The 17,109-nt window shown below is 70.5% G+C and carries 19 protein-coding genes and 2 pseudogenes; 12 read left to right on the top strand and 9 right to left on the bottom strand.

Annotated elements, in window-relative coordinates; translation table 11 throughout:
- The first annotated feature begins 47 nt into the window (after positions 1-47).
- On the top strand, positions 48-425 hold the full coding sequence (locus tag ACYVLQ_RS08565; RefSeq protein WP_460696850.1) for an STAS domain-containing protein: 378 nt from the start codon (positions 48-50) through the stop codon (positions 423-425).
- A 93-nt stretch (positions 426-518) separates the two neighbouring features.
- On the opposite strand, the gene ACYVLQ_RS08560 is transcribed toward ACYVLQ_RS08565, so the two are convergent.
- Positions 519-1,577: an LLM class F420-dependent oxidoreductase gene (locus ACYVLQ_RS08560; protein ID WP_460696849.1), complete on the bottom strand. Its 1,059-nt coding sequence runs from the start codon at positions 1,575-1,577 to the stop codon at positions 519-521.
- 220 nt (positions 1,578-1,797) lie between these two features.
- Here ACYVLQ_RS08560 and ACYVLQ_RS08555 point away from each other — a divergent pair, with 220 nt between their 5' ends.
- Positions 1,798-2,454, top strand: coding sequence for a cyclodeaminase/cyclohydrolase family protein (locus tag ACYVLQ_RS08555; RefSeq protein WP_460696848.1), 657 nt, complete (start codon positions 1,798-1,800; stop codon positions 2,452-2,454).
- Positions 2,455-2,540: 86 nt separating this feature from the next.
- Here the strand turns inward: ACYVLQ_RS08555 and ACYVLQ_RS08550 are convergent, their stop codons facing one another.
- Positions 2,541-3,803, bottom strand: coding sequence for an alpha/beta hydrolase fold domain-containing protein (locus tag ACYVLQ_RS08550; RefSeq protein ID WP_460696847.1), 1,263 nt, complete (start codon positions 3,801-3,803; stop codon positions 2,541-2,543).
- 319 nt (positions 3,804-4,122) lie between these two features.
- Here ACYVLQ_RS08550 and ACYVLQ_RS08545 point away from each other — a divergent pair.
- Positions 4,123-4,539: pseudogene (locus tag ACYVLQ_RS08545) on the top strand (L,D-transpeptidase); the annotation flags it as partial.
- Positions 4,540-4,555: 16 nt separating this feature from the next.
- On the opposite strand, the gene ACYVLQ_RS08540 reads toward ACYVLQ_RS08545, so the two are convergent.
- On the bottom strand, positions 4,556-4,771 hold the full coding sequence (locus ACYVLQ_RS08540; protein ID WP_460696846.1) for a hypothetical protein: 216 nt from the start codon (positions 4,769-4,771) through the stop codon (positions 4,556-4,558).
- Between the two features lie 209 nt (positions 4,772-4,980).
- A complete protein-coding gene (locus ACYVLQ_RS08535; protein WP_460696845.1) occupies positions 4,981-5,421 on the bottom strand; it encodes a hypothetical protein in 441 nt (146 codons plus the stop codon).
- A 90-nt stretch (positions 5,422-5,511) separates the two neighbouring features.
- Here ACYVLQ_RS08535 and ACYVLQ_RS08530 point away from each other — a divergent pair.
- Positions 5,512-6,388 (top strand): annotated as a pseudogene (locus ACYVLQ_RS08530) (IS982 family transposase).
- A gap of 19 nt (positions 6,389-6,407) precedes the next feature.
- Here ACYVLQ_RS08530 and ACYVLQ_RS08525 read toward each other — a convergent pair.
- Entirely contained in the window at positions 6,408-7,262 is an 855-nt protein-coding gene (locus ACYVLQ_RS08525) for a bifunctional 5,10-methylenetetrahydrofolate dehydrogenase/5,10-methenyltetrahydrofolate cyclohydrolase (protein WP_460696844.1), read from the bottom strand.
- A 209-nt stretch (positions 7,263-7,471) separates the two neighbouring features.
- Here ACYVLQ_RS08525 and ACYVLQ_RS08520 point away from each other — a divergent pair, with 209 nt between their 5' ends.
- Together ACYVLQ_RS08520 and ACYVLQ_RS08515 are read left to right on the top strand one after the other, a co-directional pair.
- On the top strand, positions 7,472-8,344 hold the full coding sequence (locus tag ACYVLQ_RS08520) for a YdcF family protein (protein WP_460696843.1): 873 nt from the start codon (positions 7,472-7,474) through the stop codon (positions 8,342-8,344).
- 30 nt (positions 8,345-8,374) lie between these two features.
- On the top strand, positions 8,375-9,178 hold the full coding sequence (locus ACYVLQ_RS08515) for a putative protein N(5)-glutamine methyltransferase (protein ID WP_460696842.1): 804 nt from the start codon (positions 8,375-8,377) through the stop codon (positions 9,176-9,178).
- A gap of 220 nt (positions 9,179-9,398) precedes the next feature.
- Here the strand turns inward: ACYVLQ_RS08515 and ACYVLQ_RS08510 are convergent, their stop codons facing one another.
- Entirely contained in the window at positions 9,399-10,685 is a 1,287-nt protein-coding gene (locus ACYVLQ_RS08510) for an MFS transporter (RefSeq protein ID WP_460696841.1), read from the bottom strand.
- A gap of 49 nt (positions 10,686-10,734) precedes the next feature.
- The gene (mug, locus tag ACYVLQ_RS08505; RefSeq protein WP_460696840.1) at positions 10,735-11,286 is read right to left on the bottom strand and encodes a G/U mismatch-specific DNA glycosylase; all 552 of its coding nucleotides are present in this window, start codon (positions 11,284-11,286) and stop codon (positions 10,735-10,737) included.
- 101 nt (positions 11,287-11,387) lie between these two features.
- Here mug and ACYVLQ_RS08500 point away from each other — a divergent pair, with 101 nt between their 5' ends.
- The gene (locus tag ACYVLQ_RS08500) at positions 11,388-12,365 is read left to right on the top strand and encodes a COX15/CtaA family protein (protein ID WP_460696839.1); all 978 of its coding nucleotides are present in this window, start codon (positions 11,388-11,390) and stop codon (positions 12,363-12,365) included.
- Positions 12,366-12,766: 401 nt separating this feature from the next.
- Positions 12,767-12,985 carry an FmdB family zinc ribbon protein gene (locus ACYVLQ_RS08495; protein ID WP_460696838.1) on the top strand — a complete coding sequence of 73 codons (219 nt, stop codon included), beginning with the start codon at positions 12,767-12,769 and terminating at the stop codon, positions 12,983-12,985.
- Positions 12,986-13,019: 34 nt separating this feature from the next.
- Here ACYVLQ_RS08495 and ACYVLQ_RS08490 read toward each other — a convergent pair whose 3' ends face one another.
- Both ACYVLQ_RS08490 and ACYVLQ_RS08485 read right to left on the bottom strand, forming a co-directional pair.
- The gene (locus ACYVLQ_RS08490; protein ID WP_460696837.1) at positions 13,020-13,796 is read right to left on the bottom strand and encodes a transporter substrate-binding domain-containing protein; all 777 of its coding nucleotides are present in this window, start codon (positions 13,794-13,796) and stop codon (positions 13,020-13,022) included.
- A gap of 12 nt (positions 13,797-13,808) precedes the next feature.
- Positions 13,809-14,159, bottom strand: coding sequence for a hypothetical protein (locus ACYVLQ_RS08485; RefSeq protein WP_460696836.1), 351 nt, complete (start codon positions 14,157-14,159; stop codon positions 13,809-13,811).
- An 81-nt stretch (positions 14,160-14,240) separates the two neighbouring features.
- Here ACYVLQ_RS08485 and ACYVLQ_RS08480 point away from each other — a divergent pair, with 81 nt between their 5' ends.
- The 4 genes from ACYVLQ_RS08480 (at position 14,241) to ACYVLQ_RS08465 (ending at position 17,105) form a co-directional block, all read left to right on the top strand.
- Positions 14,241-15,206 (top strand): quinone oxidoreductase family protein, encoded by a 966-nt coding sequence (locus tag ACYVLQ_RS08480; protein WP_460696835.1) that lies wholly within the window; start codon positions 14,241-14,243, stop codon positions 15,204-15,206.
- A 20-nt stretch (positions 15,207-15,226) separates the two neighbouring features.
- Positions 15,227-15,373, top strand: coding sequence for a hypothetical protein (locus ACYVLQ_RS08475; protein ID WP_460696834.1), 147 nt, complete (start codon positions 15,227-15,229; stop codon positions 15,371-15,373).
- Positions 15,374-15,379: 6 nt separating this feature from the next.
- A complete protein-coding gene (locus tag ACYVLQ_RS08470; protein WP_460696833.1) occupies positions 15,380-15,535 on the top strand; it encodes a hypothetical protein in 156 nt (51 codons plus the stop codon).
- A gap of 151 nt (positions 15,536-15,686) precedes the next feature.
- Entirely contained in the window at positions 15,687-17,105 is a 1,419-nt protein-coding gene (locus ACYVLQ_RS08465) for a hypothetical protein (protein WP_460696832.1), read from the top strand.
- Positions 17,106-17,109 lie beyond the last annotated feature (4 nt).

Raw genomic sequence — 17,109 nt, 5'->3', positions numbered from 1 at the left:
GGCGACGATGCAGCGCGGACGGCGGGTTCATGGCAGATTGTCTTGATGTGACCAACACTTCCGGAGACGCGAATCCCCTCGCCGACGCGATGACCACCTCGGTCTCGGTGCACGACGAAGCGACCGTCCTGACGGTGGCCGGTGAGGTCGACCTGGCGACCGCACCCGCGCTGGAGAACGCGATCGAGGCGACACTGGGCGGCAAGCCCGCGGCCTTGATCATCGATCTGGCGCAGGTGACCTTCCTCGCCTCCGCCGGGATGGCCGCCCTCGTCGGCGCGCACCAGCGGGCCGGGCAGTCCACCCGCATAGCGGTGGTCGCAGACGGCCCGGCCACCAGCCGCCAGCTCAGAATGACCAACCTGGACCAGGTCTTCACCCTGCACTCCAGCCTGGACCAAGCACTGGAGGACCTGCGCCCCTGATTCCGGCCGAAAGCGCCCCGGAAATAATGGAGAGGGGCGCGTCCGGCATCCCTTTCCCGGCGAGCTGTTGGCCGGGATCCATCCGGGCGCGGGTCAGATCAGGTCGCGCAGTTGCTCTATCAGCCTCACGCGCTCGCCGGGCGTGCCTGCCAGCGGCACCACGTTCAACACGGTGACCCCGGCCTCGCGGAATGCCGCGATCCGCTCCTTGACGAAACCGGCGGAACCGATCAGCGAAATGTCTCGGACCAGGTCGTCGGGCACGACCTTGGCGGCCGCCTCCTTCTCACCGGCCAGGTACAGCTCCTGGATCCGGTCGGCCTCGGCGCCGTAGCCGTATTTGGTGGCCAAGGTGTGGTAGAAGTTCTTGCCCTTGGCGCCCATGCCGCCGATGTAGAGCGCCAAGTGCGGCTTCACGAACTCGCGCAGACCCTCGACGTTGTCGCCGATGGCCAGCGCCGGACCGGCGTAGACCTCCAGATCAGCCAGCGCCGCATCGCGTTCGGCCTTTCCGGCCGCCAGCGCGTCGCCCCAGATATCCTGCGCCTTCTCCGGCAGGAAGAAGATCGGCTGCCAGCCCTCGGCGACCTCCGCGGCCAACTCGACGTTCTTGGGACCGAGCGCGGCCAACAGCACCGGGATGCGTTCGCGGACAGGATGGTTGATCAGCTTGAGCGGCTTGCCGAGCCCGGTCCCGCGATCGGCGGGCAGCGGGATGGTGTAGTACTTGCCGTCGTGCTGCAGGCGCTCGCGCCGCCACACCTTGCGGCAGATCTCGATGACCTCGCGGGTGCGCCCGATCGGGGCGTCGTAGGGCACGCCGTGGAAGCCCTCGATCACCTGCGGGCCCGACGCGCCCAGACCCAGGATGTAGCGGCCGTCGGAGACGTAGTCCAGGCCCGCGGCGGTCATCGCGGTCAGCGTCGGGGTGCGCGTGTAGAGCTGCAGGATTCCCGAGGCCAGTTGCACGCGCTCGGTCTTGGCGGCCAGGTAGCCCAGCCCGCTGACCGCGTCGTAGGAGTACGCCTCGGGCACGAAGGCGATGTCCAGGCCCGCCCGTTCCAGATCGGCGACCTCCGCCGCCACCTCTTTGAACCCGCCCGCATAGTTGATGCCCAGTCCGATACGCATCGGATATGCAACTCCTTTCATATGCAACTCGTTTAGTACTACCTCGAGCCGGTCTGTCACCGCAACGGCTCCGGCACTGCCTCGACCCGAAGCATGGCATCCCGCCCGCGAACGAGTCCTGCGCGGTCCGGCATCGCGCCCGGCACGCGATCCGGCCGTGCCTGTCGACGGCCGCGCGGCGGCGGCCGGTACGGTTGTCGGCGAACCGTACGCCCAGCATCCAAACGGGAGGCCCCGCAGCATGTCTCAGGACACCGCGCCGTCACAGGACACCACGACCTTCGGGGAGTCGACGATCGGCCGGTACCTGGACGATCTGGCGGCCAAGATCCCGGCGCCCGGGGGCGGCGCGGTGGCCGCGCTGCACGCCGCGCAGGGGGCCGCGCTGGTGGCCATGGTCGCCCGCTACACCACGCGGGCCAAGGATGCCGACAACCGGCCGGTGGTCGACCGCATCATCGCGGCCGCCGACGCCGCCCGCGGGCGCGCGCTGACGCTCGCCGACGCGGATGCCGCCGCCTTCACGGCCGTCGGCAACGCCTACAAGCTGCCCAAGTCGACCGACGCCGAGACCACCGCCCGGGCCGACGCCATCACCGCGGCCCTGCTGCAGGCCGCCCGCGTCCCGGCCGCCGTCGTGGCCGAGGCCGACGAAATCCTCTCGCTGGCAACCGATCTGCTGCCGATCGGCAACCCGAACGTCGTGACCGATATCGGCGCCGCCGCCGATGCCGCCCGCGCCGCCGCGACCAGCTCGCAACTCAACATCGTCATCAACGTGGCCTCCCTCAGCGACGGCCACGGCGCGGAATTCGCCCCCGTGCTGCGCACGATCGACGAGATCGTCGCCCGCGCCGACGCGCTGCACGCCGACGTGGTCGCCGCCATCACCGGCTGAGGTCCCGGCTGACGCCGGGATGACAGGGAGCGCCGGGTCGGAATGACAGGGAGCGCCGGGCGGAAGAAGGTGGCTCTCGCAGGCCGTCAGGGCCTGGCGTGCCGCTCGAGCCAGTCGAGGGTGACCTCCCGGCCCACCTCGGCGCCCGTGTTGAGGACCTCGGCATCGAATCCGTGGTCCAGGTACGGCAGTTCGACGTAGCGGTTCGCAATACCCGCTGCGGTCAGGCGGTCCGCGAATTCGGCTGTGTGCGAGGCGAAGACGAGGTGATCCCCGCGCCCCTGGAACAGCAGCGTCGGCGGGGCGGCCGGGGTGATCTGGGGCGCGGAGTCGGTCGCGGCGTAGCGGTCCGGATACTCCGAGGCGGGGCCGCCGACGTATTCGCGGGCGACGTGTTTTCCCTCCGCGCTATCGCGCTCCGACGCCGCCAGATCCACCGCGGGGTACACGGCCACGACCGCGCGCACCTTCGGTATCTCCGCCGCGCTGCCGCAACTCGGCCGCAGGCGCCCGGCATTCGCCTTGTACGCGACATTGATCGCGAGGTTGCCTCCCGCCGATCCGCCGAAGGTGGCCACGCGGTGCATATCCCACCCGTACCTACCCGCGTTGGCGGCGGCCCACGTCATCGCGCAGCCGACGTCCGCGTCCTCGGTGTTCCAGCGCAGGTTGCCGGTCTCGGACAGCCGGTAGTCGACATCGAGCACGGCATAGCCGCGACCGGCGAGCCAGTGGTTGTACGGCGAGGGTCCCTTGCTGCCCGCGATGAATCCGCCGCCGTGGATGTTCACCACCAGCGGGACCGGCGCGGCACCCCGCGGCGGCAGGTACAGATCGGCCCGCATGCGCTCGCCGTCGAGGGTCGCGTAGGTGACTGTCTCGTTCGGCACCTTCCCGGCGGACACCAGGGGCAGCGGCGCGAACAGCGTCCACTCGCCGGTGGCCGCGTGCGCCGACAGCGCCAGCCCGACGCTGGTCACCAGGCACAGCACCAGCCCCACCGCCGTCGCCGCGGCCACCGACCCGGACGGCCACGTGCGCCGCAGGCGGATCGCCGACAGCGCCGCGCAGACCGCGACCGCCGCCACCACGATGTTCCACGAGCCGAAGTAGTCGCGGAACCAGCCGATCGAGAGCACCGTGGCCTGCAGCGGGCGCACCTGCAGCAGCGGCCCCGTCCACGAGACCGGCACCAGGGCGAGCAGTTGGGCCAGGACCGTGTACAGGCCCAGCAGCACCGCCACCGCCAGCAGCAGCATCCGGACCGGCGACCACCATCGCCGTTTCGGCCGCGTTCCGGACTCGGCGCGCTCGGTCACGGCATTCGTCTCCTGCTGGCCCGGCAACACGATCACCGATGCTACGGAGGCGTCCCGCCGCGCGCGCACCGACGGTCCCTTATGTCCGGTTACGACGCAATACAACGGGTACGCCCTTAACAGACGGCACGCCGCGAGAGATGTTGCGACAGGCCGCGTTTTGATCACGAACCGGATACGTTCCGGCTCGCTACATGATCATGAAGTACTAAAATGAACATCTCGAAACCACACCACCTGAGGGGGTGGATCCATGTGGAACGTGATTCGACATCTGTTCCTGGCTATCGTGATCGCGACGCTCGCCGCGGTCACCTCCGGCACGGCGGCGGCGATCCCCGCCGGTGATGCCCACTCCGAATTCCGCACCGCCGTCGGCGGCACCAACGCGGACGCCGATATGTCCAATTTCTCGTTCACCGTGACCCTGCCCAGCGGTGAGTCGCGGACCATGCCCGCCTCGATGGGCAAATCCGGCTACGAGACGCCGACCGGCACCTTCACCGTGATCGAGAAGGCCCGGAGCACCACCTTCGATTCGCGCACGGTCGGGATACCGCTCAGCAGCCCGGAGGGCTACCTGCTGACCGGCGAATACGCGGTGCGCCTGACGTGGGGCGGCGTCTTCGTCCACTCGGCACCGTGGTCGGTGGACTCGCAGGGCTACGCCAACGTCAGCCACGGCTGCATCAACCTGTCCCCCGACGATGCCGCGTGGTACTTCGCCAACGTCAACGTCGGCGATCCGGTGACCATCCACTGGTGAATCCCGTGGCCGCGGGTCAGGGCAGCCGCGGCCACGCCTTCGCCGCGAGCGCCTCCGCGGCGCGGCAGGCGTCGTCCTGGTTCCCGTTCGCGGTCTCGACCAACAACGACGCGTTCTCCACCAGCGTTGTCGTCACACCACACGCGGCCAGCAGCACGACGACCACGATCGACAGCGGCAGGATCATCTCGCGCCGCGGGGATACGGACCGATCGCCGTGCGGCTGCGTCATGAACTCCCCTCCACGCCCTGGGCCCCGGACGATACCGCCATCCGGTCCGAACCGGCGCGCCGAGGACGATATCGAGGCCGGGCTGGCCAGGCGAGTAGTTCCGAAGTCCGGTCGGGTTGTTGGTCCTGGCCCGGACGGCTGCGAGGTTGTCCTGGTCGGTCCGGCCAATCGCCATGGAGGGAAGACCTGCCATCGTGGGTACGGGCGGGTCAGCGAAGAATAGGGCTCATAAGGTCAAGCATCAGCCGGTTCCCCCAGTCGTTGGTGAAAACGGCGCTCATGCCCTCGTAGTGCACTCTGATGAACGGGTTGGAGTGGAACATCACGGCGACCCACTGCAACGAGTCGTCGGTGTTGAGACGTGCGAGGTAGCCGATGTTGCCCATTCCGCCGCCCCCGCCAGACATCCGCCCTGAGCCGTTCGGTAGCGGGCTCTCGAAGTAGGTGTCCACCCCGTCGATACCGTGCTCCTCAATGGCCTGTGCCACGTCGAACGGTCCTCCGATACGGAAAGGAATCGGCTGCCCGGCATCCGGGTGGTATGCCCCCGGACCGTCAACATGCAACTCCAAGCCGGTGTCGTCGGGCCGGTACAGCCCGTCACGGAGCGGCATCTGCCTGGCCTCCCAGAGGCCCTCGACCATTCCCATCGCCGATCCCACCGTGTAGACGCGTTAGTGCCGAAACCTGGCTGTGCGCAAAGGCAGAGGGTGTCCAAGATCCGGTTGTGACGATCCGACCTGAACACCCTCTTGACCGCACTCTACGTGAAGACCGACGACGAGATCGGCGGTATCCGGCGTACCGGCAGACCGCCTTACTCAGCGACTCCGAACTCGCCTGTCCGGCAGTGGCCCAGGCCGTGCTCGGCTTTCACTCCGAGGCCCGAGGGCTGCGTTTCGCCCACGTCCACCTGCGCGGCATGTTCCCCCACCTACCGCAGCCACCGAGCTACAACAAGCGGCTGCGTGCAGCGCTCCCACTGGTCGAACGGGCCATCCGGCTCCTCGCCGCGGACACCGCCTTCTGGTTCGACAACGTATGGATCACCGACTCCGCCCCCGTGGAGTGCGGCCGCTCACGGCCCACCGTCAAGCGCTCCAACCTGGCGGGATGGGCCGCCTACGGCTACTGCCGATCGCACAGCCGCTACTATTGGGGACTGCGGCTGTTTTTGGTGTGCACCCGGCGGGGATGCCGATCACCTGGGCCCTGGCCAGCCCGAAGGTAGACGAGCGCGAGGTACTGGCCGCGATGCTGGACCGGGAACCTCAGCTGACGGCCGACCGGCCGGTCTACTGCTGATCGCCGACAAGGGTTTCGCCTCCCGTGAGTTCGAGGCCGGCCTGACCGCACGGGGAGTCCAACTGCTGCGACCCAGCTTCAAGTGGGAGAAGTCCCGCCCGGGCGAGGCGCTGCTGAAGTCGGTGCGTCAGCTGATCGAGTCGGTCAACGACACCCTCAGAGGCCAGCTCGACCTCGAGCAACACGACGGACGGACTCGAGGGCGTCGCCGTTCGCGTTGCCCAGCGGATCCTGGCGATGGCAGCAGCCATATGGCACAACTACACCACCGGCGCGCCCATCACCAGGTCACTGATCGCCTTCGACCACTGACGACATCGGAACTACTCGTCTAGGCCGTGCGGCCGGTCTCCGCCGCCCGCACCACGTGCCGCATCAGCAGGGCCGTGGTCACGGGGCCGACGCCGCCGGGGACCGGGCTCAGGGCACCGGCCTTGCCGTCCACCGAGGCCGCGTCCACGTCGCCGACGATGCCGCCGTCCGGGCCCTCGTTGGTGCCGACGTCGATGACCACCGCGCCCTCGCGGACGTGCTCGGCGGAGATCAGGCCCGCGCGCCCGGCGGCGGCGACCACGATATCGGCGGCCGCGGTGACCGCGGGCAGGTCCGCGGTGCGGGAATGGCATACGGTGACCGTCGCGTTCTCCGCCAGCAACAGCTGGGCCAGCGGCTTGCCGACGACGTTCGACCGGCCCACGACCGCCACGTGCCGCCCGGCCAGCGGAACGCCGTGGTGCTTCGCCAGCTCGACGACCGCCTCGGCCGTGGCGGGCGGGAAGCTGGGCAGCCCGCTGGCGAGCAGGCCCAGCGACAGCGGGCTCACGCCGTCCACGTCCTTGCCCGCGGCGATGGCGGAGCTGACGTCGTGGAGCCCCACCCCCGGCGGCAGCGGGGTCTGCAGCATGACGGCGTCCACGGCCGGATCCGCGCTCAGCTTCTCCAGCTCCGCGCGGATCGCGTCCGCGGTCGCAGCGGCGCCGAGATCGGTGGTGTCACAGGCGATTCCGAGCTTTCCGGCGGCGCGCTGCAGCGACTTCACATACCAGCCGCTGGCCGGATCATCGTTGGCTACCACCAGGACCAGCCGCGGCGCGGCCCCCTGCGCGGTGAGCGCGGCGGCGCGCTGCTCGGTATCGGCCCTGAGTGCGGCGGCAAGTTCCTTGCCGGTCAGCGAAGTCGTGTCCACGGGCACCCACCCTATCGGGCGCCGCGCAGGTCACGACGGCTGGCGTGGCCGCTATCGCTACCGCCCCGCTACCGCGTTACAACTGGATATCTCACACCTCCAAATCCTCGCCGGCCCGCCGGGCCACCGTATCGTTGGCTCGATTGTTCTCGAGCCAATTGCCAGCAACACGCGCATGACCCCGTTCGCTCGGAAAGGTGTCGACTGCAGTGAAAATCGCAAGGCGTTTCGGATATCTCGCCGCTTCCTCGGCGGTGGCCCTCATGCTCGCCGGGCCCGCCGCCGTCACGGCCACCGCCGCCGAAGGCCCGGCCCCCCTCTACAATTCCGCCCAATCCAACTTCCTCAACGGCAACGATCCCGCGGGGCTGGCCGATCTGCGGCAGCTGCTGGACGATACCCCGGACGACGCGCAGGCCCTCGCGCTGCAGGCCGTCTGGTCGGACTACGTCGGCGACCTCGTGGGCCGCGAGGCCGCGCTGAACCGCCTCGGCGGCATCGACGGCGCCATGGCCAACGGGACGCGGAACCTGCTGGGCGCCATCGGCGCCGCCGTCGGAACCCTGCCCAATCCGCTCCCGGCGCTGATCGGCCCGCAGACCGGCATCGTGGTGCTCGGCTACGGCCTGCTGCCCGACGGCTCGCTCCGCCCCGAACTGGTGAACCGGTTGCAGGCGGCATGGCTGCAGGCGATCGCCGCGCCGGGGTCCCGCATCGTGGTCACCGGCGGCAACCCGCAGAACGGCGTCCCGGAGTCGGTGGCGATGGCGGGATGGCTGATCGGGCACGGCATACCGGCCGACCGGGTGCTGGTGGAGGACCGCGCCGGATCGACGGTGCAGAACGCGCTGTTCAGCACCCGGATGCTGCGGGACAACGGCCTGACGAGCGCGGTGGTGGTGACCTCCCCGAACCACATCCGCCGCGCGGTCGCGGATTTCATCGTCGCCGGAATCCCGGTGGTGGGCGCGATGACCTCGACCGATCAGCTGGTGTCACAGCTGCCGCCGCCGAACAAGGCCGCGCAGCGCGGCATCTACCTCGACGCCACCCGGACCTTCCTGCTGCCGTCCACACGGTGAACCGCTTGTCGGCCGGTGGACAATGATCCGGTGACCGCACCCCACCCGGAGTCCGTTGTCGCCGAACTGCGCGCCGCGGGCTGCGTATTCGCCGAGGACGAGGCCGCCCTGCTCACCGCCGCGGCCTCGTCCCCCGACGAGTTGGATGCCCTGGTGGCGCGGCGGATCTCCGGCATACCGCTGGAACATCTGCTGGGCTGGACCGACTTTCGCGGTCTGCGGGTGGCGGTGGCGCCCGGCGTTTTCGTGCCCCGCCAGCGCACCGGATTCCTCGTCGAGCAGGCGGTCGCGCGAGGGCGCACCGGGAGCGGCCGGGTCGTGGTCGATATGTGCTGCGGCTGCGGGGCGCTCGGCCTCGCGGTCGCCACCGAGTTGGCCGCGTTCGGAGTGGCCGTCGAACTGGCCGCGAGCGATATCGACCCCGCGGCGGTGGCGTGCGCCCGGCGCAACCTCGAACCGCTCGGCGCCCGGATCTCTCGCGGCGATCTGTTCGCGCCGCTGCCCGCGGACCTGACCGGCCGCATCGACATCCTGCTCGCCAACACCCCCTACGTGCCCACGGCCATGATTGCCCGGATGCCGCCGGAGGCGCGCGATCACGAACCCCGCTCGGCCCTGAACGGCGGCTCCGACGGTCTGGACATCGTCCGCCGCGTCGCGGCCGCGGCCCCGTCCTGGCTGGGGCCCGGCGGCCACGTCCTGGTCGAGGCGAGCGGGAAGCAGGCGCCCGTCGCCGCGGAAATCTTTGCCCGGCAAGGTCTCACCCCCGCGATCGCGCACTCCGAGGAACTCGACGCCACGGTGGTCGTCGGCACCCGGCCGGTAGCCGCCTGACGTGCTCGCCGGGATGACCCGTGGCCTCGAGCATCCCGGCTTCCGGCTCGACCGTCTCTGACGCCCGCCGACACCGATGGGCGAAGCGGCTCATGTGCATCCGCCCACCGGCGCCGGTTGTATCCGAGACAGTGCCCGGCGGGCCATGCGGCGACCACCGAGCACCATCCAGGTATTCGGAGCAGTCGTCGCGGCGGATGCCGCCCGATCGGATCCGGTCTCATCGACCGGCCGCACACCCGATCTCCTTCGCCGCCGCGGCCCGGCCGAGCAGCGGCCGCGACAGCAGCGCCGTGGCCGCGGTGACGAGCAACAGCACGATGATGTAGCCGGAGAACAGCGCCGGATGCCCGGCGAACTGCTGCTTCAGGGCGGGCGTCGTACCGCCGAAGATCGCGGCGGTGACGGTGTACGGCACTGCCATCACCGTCACCCGGTAGCGGGCCGGAGCCACCATCGCCGTAGCGCCGGGCAGGGTCGCGGCCAGGGTCACCACACAGACCGATCCCACGATCACCAGTACCCAGTACGCCATCGGCGTGGCCGAGTTCAGCAGCACCTGCATGGGCAGCGTCGCCAGCGCCGAAGCGATTGCCGCACCGGCGATCCAGCGCATCGGGCCGACCCGGTCGGCGAGGGCGCCGAACACCGGCGCCGCCGCCATATACGCCAGTTGAGCCACCACGCCCGCCCAGAGCACCTGGCTGTCAGGCAGTTTCAGGACCGTGATCGCGTAACTCGTCGGCGCGCTGACCCACAGGTAGTACGACGACAGCGTGCCCGCCGTGATGCCCGCGACGGCCAACGACGGGCCGAGCAGCGCGCGCCAGTCGTGGCGCCACCGGACCGGCCGGTCGGACTGCTCGCGGTCGAGCGTCTCCGGAATGGTGCGGCGGGCGAACAGAAACACCAGCGACAGCACGGCGGCGGCGAGGAACGGTATGCGCCAGTAACCGTCGCGCAGCGCTTCCGCACCCATGCCGGTCACCAGCCCGGCCACGAACAGGTTCGCCGAGATCGTGCCGAGGCCGTAGAAGATCGAGTACACGCTGGTGCCGAGCATCCGCCGCCGCGGCGGTGCGGATTCGTACATATACGCCTGCGCGACCGCCTGCTCACCGCCGAAGGAGAACCCGAGCACCAGCCGCCACACCAGCAGCAGGATCGGCGCCGCCGCGCCGATGGCCTCCCGCCCGGGCGTCAGGGCCATGCCCAGCGTCGCCACCCCGGCCAGTCCGATGGACAGCACCAGCGCGGGCTTGCGACCCCGCCGGTCGGCGAGCTGTCCCAGCACCAGCGCCCCGATCGGTCGGATCAGGAATCCGACGGCGAACAGGCCGAATCCGTAGAGCACGGACCGCTGCAGGTCGCCGCCGAAGAACTGCGGCGCGAAATAGGTCACCAGAAGCGCGTACAGAGACCATTCGTAGGCTTCCAGGGCGGCGCCCGCGGCGGAGGCGGTGATGCGGTGGGCCGAACGGGCTCGCGTGGCTATCGATGTATTCATGAGCGGGGCTAACTTTAACACCGTTCAAGTTCGGTGTTTACCTGCATCTTCACTTGACGGCCTCGCGTAGCGTCCGGAACTCCGCGGCGAGGGCGTCGAGGGTGTAATGCGCATTGAGCCCGCTCGGGTTCGGCAGCACCCACACCTCGGTATCGCCGAGCGAATCCGGTTGGCGCCCAACGGTTACGCGGGGGCGTCCGAAGGCCGTGCGGTACGCGCCGATACCGAGTACGGCGAGCGCCCGGGGGCGATAGCGCGCCACCCGCTCGACGAGCGCGCGACCGCCCTCGCGCAGTTCGTCGGCCGTCAGCTCGTCGGCCTTCGCCGTGGTCCGCGCCGCGACATTGGTGATGCCCAGCCCGAACTCCAGCAGCTCGCCCTGCTCGTCCGGCCGCAGCAGGCGCGGGGTGAACCCGGACCGGAACAGCGCGGGCCAGAACCGATTTCCCGGCCGGGCGAAATGGTGCCCGGTCGCGCCCGACCACAACCCCGGATTGATCCCGCAGAACAGCACCCGCAGCCCGGGCGCCACCACATCGGCGATCGCCTTCCCTTGCGCGGCATCCAGATCGGCGGGCGTGGGACGAGGGGGCTTCGGCATCCGCTCAGTGTGCCCGACGTCCCGGCACACCCGCTGTTCCACCACATCCGACAGCGCGCACCCACTACAGGCTGTAGTTGACCGTCGACTACCATCGGTGCGTGCTGTCTCGCGCCTTCATGCGATTGGTCGACCTGCTGCCGCTGCCCTCGTTGCGAGTGCAGCGGCTCATCGCGGTGGCGGTGATCCTGTCGCAGGCGGGCATCTCGGTCACCGGCGCGGTCGTCCGCGTCACCGCCTCCGGGCTGGGCTGCCCGACCTGGCCGCAGTGTTTCCCGGGGAGCTTCACGCCCGTGGCGCACGCCGAGGTGCCGGTGTTGCACCAGGTCGTCGAGTTCTCCAACCGCCTGCTGACCTTCGCGGTGACGCTGTGCGCGGCGCTGATCGTGCTGGCCGTGCTGCGCGCCCGACGGCGGCGCGAGGTGGTGATCTACGCGTGGCTGATGCCCGGCGGCACCGTGGTGCAGGCCGTGATCGGGGGTGTCACCGTGCGCACCGGCCTGCTCTGGTGGACGGTGGCGGTGCATCTGCTGGCCTCGATGGTGATGGTGTGGCTGGCGGTGCAGCTGTTCGCCAAGATCGGCGAACCCGACGCGGGCGTCGAGGTGACGCAGGTGCCCGCGCCGCTGCGCTGGCTGACCGTACTGAGCGCGATCGCGTTGTCCGGCACGCTGATCGCCGGAACCCTCGTCACCGGGGCCGGTCCGCACGCGGGCGACAAGAGCATCGAGCGGCAGGTCACCCGGCTCGAGGCGGAGATCGTGCCGCTGGTCCACCTGCATACCGACATGCTGATCGCCTACCTGGCGCTGCTGGTCGGCCTGGCGTTCGGCCTGGCCGCCGTCGGCATGACGCGCGCGATCCGCACCCGGCTCGTGGTGCTCATCGCGCTGGTGTGCGCGCAGGGCACCGTCGGCGTGGTCCAGTACCTCACCGACGTGCCCGCCGCACTGGTGGCGATTCACGTCGGGGGCGCCGCGGCCTGCACCGCGGCGACGGCCGCGCTGTGGGCGTCCATGCGCAGCCGCGAACAGGTCGGCGCGGCGGCCAGGTCGAGCGTCGCACACGCCGCCTCCTGAGCGCGGAGCGGCGTCGCCGAGTTTGGCGCGTTCGGACCGAGGTTGGCGTATTCCGCTCTCCCCCACCGGCATACCGGCCCCCACACTGAACACGGCTGCCGCGACCGGGGTGTGGTCGCCCAGCCAGGGTTGTCTCGCACGCCGCCCCCCAGCTCGCCATCCCTGCGGAGCGGCTGTGAGACGTGGGTTGGTGCGCGGTAGGTGTGTGTTTGCCGCGCCCACCCCTGCTCTACTCTTGCCGATGCGGCAGTGCCACAACGTCTTCCGGCCTGATACGGCACCCCGCACGTCCGCCGGAAGCGAACCTGTGCCTTCGGTGTCCTCCGGTCGAGCCCCGCGATACGTGCGTCGCAGCGCGGCCAAGACTTTGCCCGCACACGGCATCCGGCGATAATCCATTCATGCCGACCTACGCGTACCGCTGCCGAGAATGCACCGAGACATTCGAACTCGTGCGCCCGATGAACCGGTCCGCCGAACCCGCGCCGTGCCCGGGCGGCCACGCCGACACCGTCAAGCTGCTCAATGCGATCTCGCTGACCGGCTCGGCCAGCGGCACACCGACGTCCGCGGCCCCACCCACCGGAGGCGGCTGCTGCGGCGGCGGCTGCTGCGGCTGACCCGCTTTCCCGCACTCCGCCCTTCGGGCCCGGGTCAGGCCGTGGCGTTCGGCCCGATCCAGGCGTCGAACAGGCGGTCGACGGCGCCGGTGGCCAGCTGGGCGGCCAGCCAGCCGTTGACCTCGGCGGCCAGCAGCGGATCGTGCTTGCGCAGCAGGAACACCTTGCCGAAGGAGTCGAACGGCCGCTCCGGATGCAGCACCGTCAGCTCCGGATGCGTGCGCACGCGATAGCGGCCCTCGACCGAATCGGTGGCGAAGACATCGGCGCGACCGGCGGCGATCTCATCGAAGATCGTGACGTTGTCCGGCCACAGTGTGAGCTGCGCGTCCGGGAAGTTCTTGCGCGCGAACTCCTCGTTGGTGCCGCCGCGGTTGACGATCACCCGGACCTGGGGCCGATTGATCTGCTCGACGGTGGCGAACCTGTCCGCGTCGGCGGTCCGGGTGATCGGGGCCTTGCCGTCGGTGCCGTAGGTGACCGAGAAGTCCGAGAAGGCCCGCCGCGCGGGCGAATCCGAGATGCCGCCGACGGCGACGTCACAGTTCAGGGCGCCGAAATCGGTCTTCAGACCCGTCCAGGTGGTCGGCACGAACTGGATCGGGCGGCGCAGCAGATCGGCCAGTCCGCGCGCCAGATCGATGTCCACGCCCCGGAATCCGCCGTTGCCGTCGTGCACCGAATACGGCGGGTAGTCGCCGGTCGTACACACCCGCAGGGCGGGTGAATCCTGGGCGCTCGCCGGAACGGCCACGGCCACAAGGGAAATCACACCGGCGGCCAGCGCCGCCGCGATATGTCCAACTCGCATGTCTCCTACTGCTCAGCGCTCGTTGCGCGCCTTCGGGAAGCGGGTCTGGTGGGCGACCCAACCGGCCATCTTCGCCCAGTGCCCCTTGGCCGGGGTGACGATCGAGGTCAGCTCACGGTCCCAGTGCTCGGTCTCCGACAGCCCGTCCACGGTCTCCACCAAGGCCTTCGCGGCGGCCAGATCGTCGACGACGCGGTCGCCGAGCACCCCGTCGGAGCCGACGAGGGTCACCCGGACGCCCGCGCGGCCGACGGGCTGCAGCACGGCGGTGGCGGAACCGCCGTGCTCGGCGACGAACTCCTTCGCCGAGTCGATGATGGAGGGCGACAGCTTCGTCGGGGCGGCTGTGGCGGTTTCGCTCATGATCGTGAGTTTACCGTCCAGTAGGTTCCGGTCCACCGCCCGGCGGGAATGATCACACCGCGGCGGGTGTAGAACGTTGTCATGCGCGCCATTCAGGTTTCCGAGCACGGTGGACCCGAGGTCCTGCGGTCGGCCGACGTACCGGAGCCGCACGCCGGGCCCGGGCAGTTGCTGGTGGACGCCGAGGCGATCGGCGTCAACTTCATCGACACCTATATCCGGACCGGGGTCTATCCGCACGATGTGCCTTATGTGCCGGGTTCCGAGGGCACGGGCGTGGTCGCGGCGGTCGGTCCGGACGTGACCGAGTTCGCCGTCGGCGATCGAGTGGCGTGGGCCGCCGCGCCGGGCAGCTACGCCGAGCAGGTCCTGGTACCTGCCGCGGTGGCGGTGCCGGTTCCGGCCGGTGTCGAGGCGCCGGTCGCGGCGTCGGCGCTGCTGCAGGGCATGACGGCGCACTACCTGATCGAAACGATCTACAAGCCGGAACCGGGCGAGACGGTGCTGGTGCATGCCGGCGCCGGAGGCGTGGGGCTGCTGCTCACCCAGATGGGCGCCGCCCGCGGCGTGCGGGTGATCACGACCGTGTCCACGGACGAGAAGGAGGCGCTGTCGCGCGAGGCGGGTGCGACCGAGGTGCTCCGCTACGGCGATGACCTGGCGCAGCAGGTGCGCCAGCTGACCGACGGGGTCGGCGTCGCGGCGGTCTACGACGGCGTCGGCCGGGCCACCTTCGACGCCAGCGTCGACTCCCTGCGCGTACGCGGCATGCTCGCGCTGTTCGGGGCGGCCAGCGGGCCGGTGCCGCCGGTGGACCCGCAGCGCCTCAACCGCGCCGGTTCGCTGTTCCTGACCCGTCCGACGCTCGCCCACTACACCCGCGACCGCGCCGAATTGCTGTGGCGCGCAGGGGAAGTCTTCGACTCGATCGCCGCCGGGACGCTGCGGGTCCGCGTCGGCGCGACCTACCCCCTGACGCAGGCCGGGCAGGCGCACCGGGATCTGGAGGGCCGCAAGACAACCGGCTCGATCGTGCTGCTCCCCTGAGCCGTCGGTAATCCAGGCCGGTGAGGCCGCGGCAGACGGAACGCGTCAGCGGGCTCGCCGAGTTCGGGGTCCGGGTCGACGACCCCGAGCCGACGCGCGCGGTGTTGCAGGGCTATGTCGACCGGCTCTCCCGGCGCACCGACCTCGTGCTCGGAGAGCCCGTGTGATCCACCGTGTGGCGGCCGAATATCCGCCTGGCGCAGCGTTTCCGGGAGGAACGGGTGTTCCTGGCCGGAGACGCCGCCGCCCGGACGGCTATCTGGCCTGGCGCGTGGACTCCTGGGCGGGCGCGGGGCAGGAGGGTGTGCGTCACGCCGGGCCACCCGTAAAAATCCGGCACCCGCTCGCACGGTCGCTGTGTCGATGCTGGATGATCTGTGCTGCTGCGCAAGCCGATTCGTCCCTTTCGCCGTACCCTCGTACGGTGATCGGGCGCCCAGCGCGGCCGAACGACTACGCACCGATCAGGGGTTGATCAGGATGTTGGTGAAGGTCCGCAACGACGACCCGTCGCGGCTGTCCAGTACCGAACGGACGGTGGTGAACTGGTTGAAGTCGTGGACCGGCACGCACGCGCTGTCCGGTATCGCGGTGGTGCCGGCGCACGGCGCCGACCTGATCGTATGGACCCCCACCACCTGTGTCGTGGTCGTGGTGAAGGGTTTCACCGAGCGGATGAACGGCGCGCTCAACGCCGCCGATACCGCGCCGTGGACGGTCGACGGCCACATCGCCCCACTCGAGGGCGTGCGGGACGGCACCGAGCCGATGGCCGAGGTCCGGGCCCGCACCGCCGAGATCGAGCAGCTGCTGCGCGGTGCGCCGGGTCGCGAGCACGTCGCGGTCATGGGCATCGTGCTGGTGATCCCGCAGCTCGGCACCCGGGTCAGCCTGGAGAAGGGGCATCTGCCGGAGGGGCTGGACGTGGTGGTCGGCGACGGCCCGTCCTCGCTGCGCGCCTACTTCACTCGCATCTCGGGCGGTGGCGACTCGGGCGCGACCGGTGCGGCGGGCTCGCCCGCCGGACCCGCGCCGGGCGATCACGCGGCCTGGGATGCCGCCCAGGTGAGCCAGGCGCTCGGTGCCCTCGGCTTCGCCGCCGCCGCGACCTATTCCGATCTGACCGCCGAGGGCTTTCCGCCGCCACGCGGCGATCGCACCAGGTCCCACCCGGCCCCGGAAACGCCGGTCCCGGCCCCGCCGGGAGCACCACCGCCCACACCGCCGGGCTCCGGCGCTCCGATCCCGCCCCCGCCCGGCGGGGCCGCCCCGATTCCGGTCCCGGGCGGGGCTTCCGCCGCGCCGGGCACCCGGTCCGGACCGCGCGAATCCACATCCCCACCAGCGGGTTACGGATATTCCCAGCCCGCCGCGGCGGGCTATCGCGATCCGCAGCGCGAGCCCGGCGCAGCAGGAGGCTACGGCCCGTCGCAGGGCGAGTCCACCGCCACCGCACGGGGTTACGGCTCGCCGCAGCGCGAGTCCCGCTCTCCCGCACCGGGTTACGGGTCGTCGCCGCGAGAATTCGCCCCCTCACCGGGTTACGGCGGTCAGCAGCGTCCCTACGCGTCCGCCGCACCGAGTTACGGGTCACCGCAGCAGTCCTATTCCTCCCCCGCCCAGCCGTATTCGGTCCCCTTCGAGCCGCGCCCGCCCAAACCGGTGCGCCCGCGCGGCCGCGGATATGTTCCACTCGTCCTCCTGGCCCTGCTGGTCCTGATCCTCGCGGTCGCCGCCCTGTGCACCGTCGGATCCGACGACGAGCCCAGCACACCGGCGCCCGCCCCGGTCACGACCGCGACCACCGTCCCGCGCACCACGACGCCGGACCCGACCGTTCCCCCGGAAACCCCCGGCCCGGCCTGCTTCCCGCTGCAGCCCGACTGCCCGGCGGAGTAGGTCG

This window comes from Nocardia thraciensis (assembly GCF_054782435.1).
This window is presented reverse-complemented; position numbering and strand designations above follow the sequence as displayed.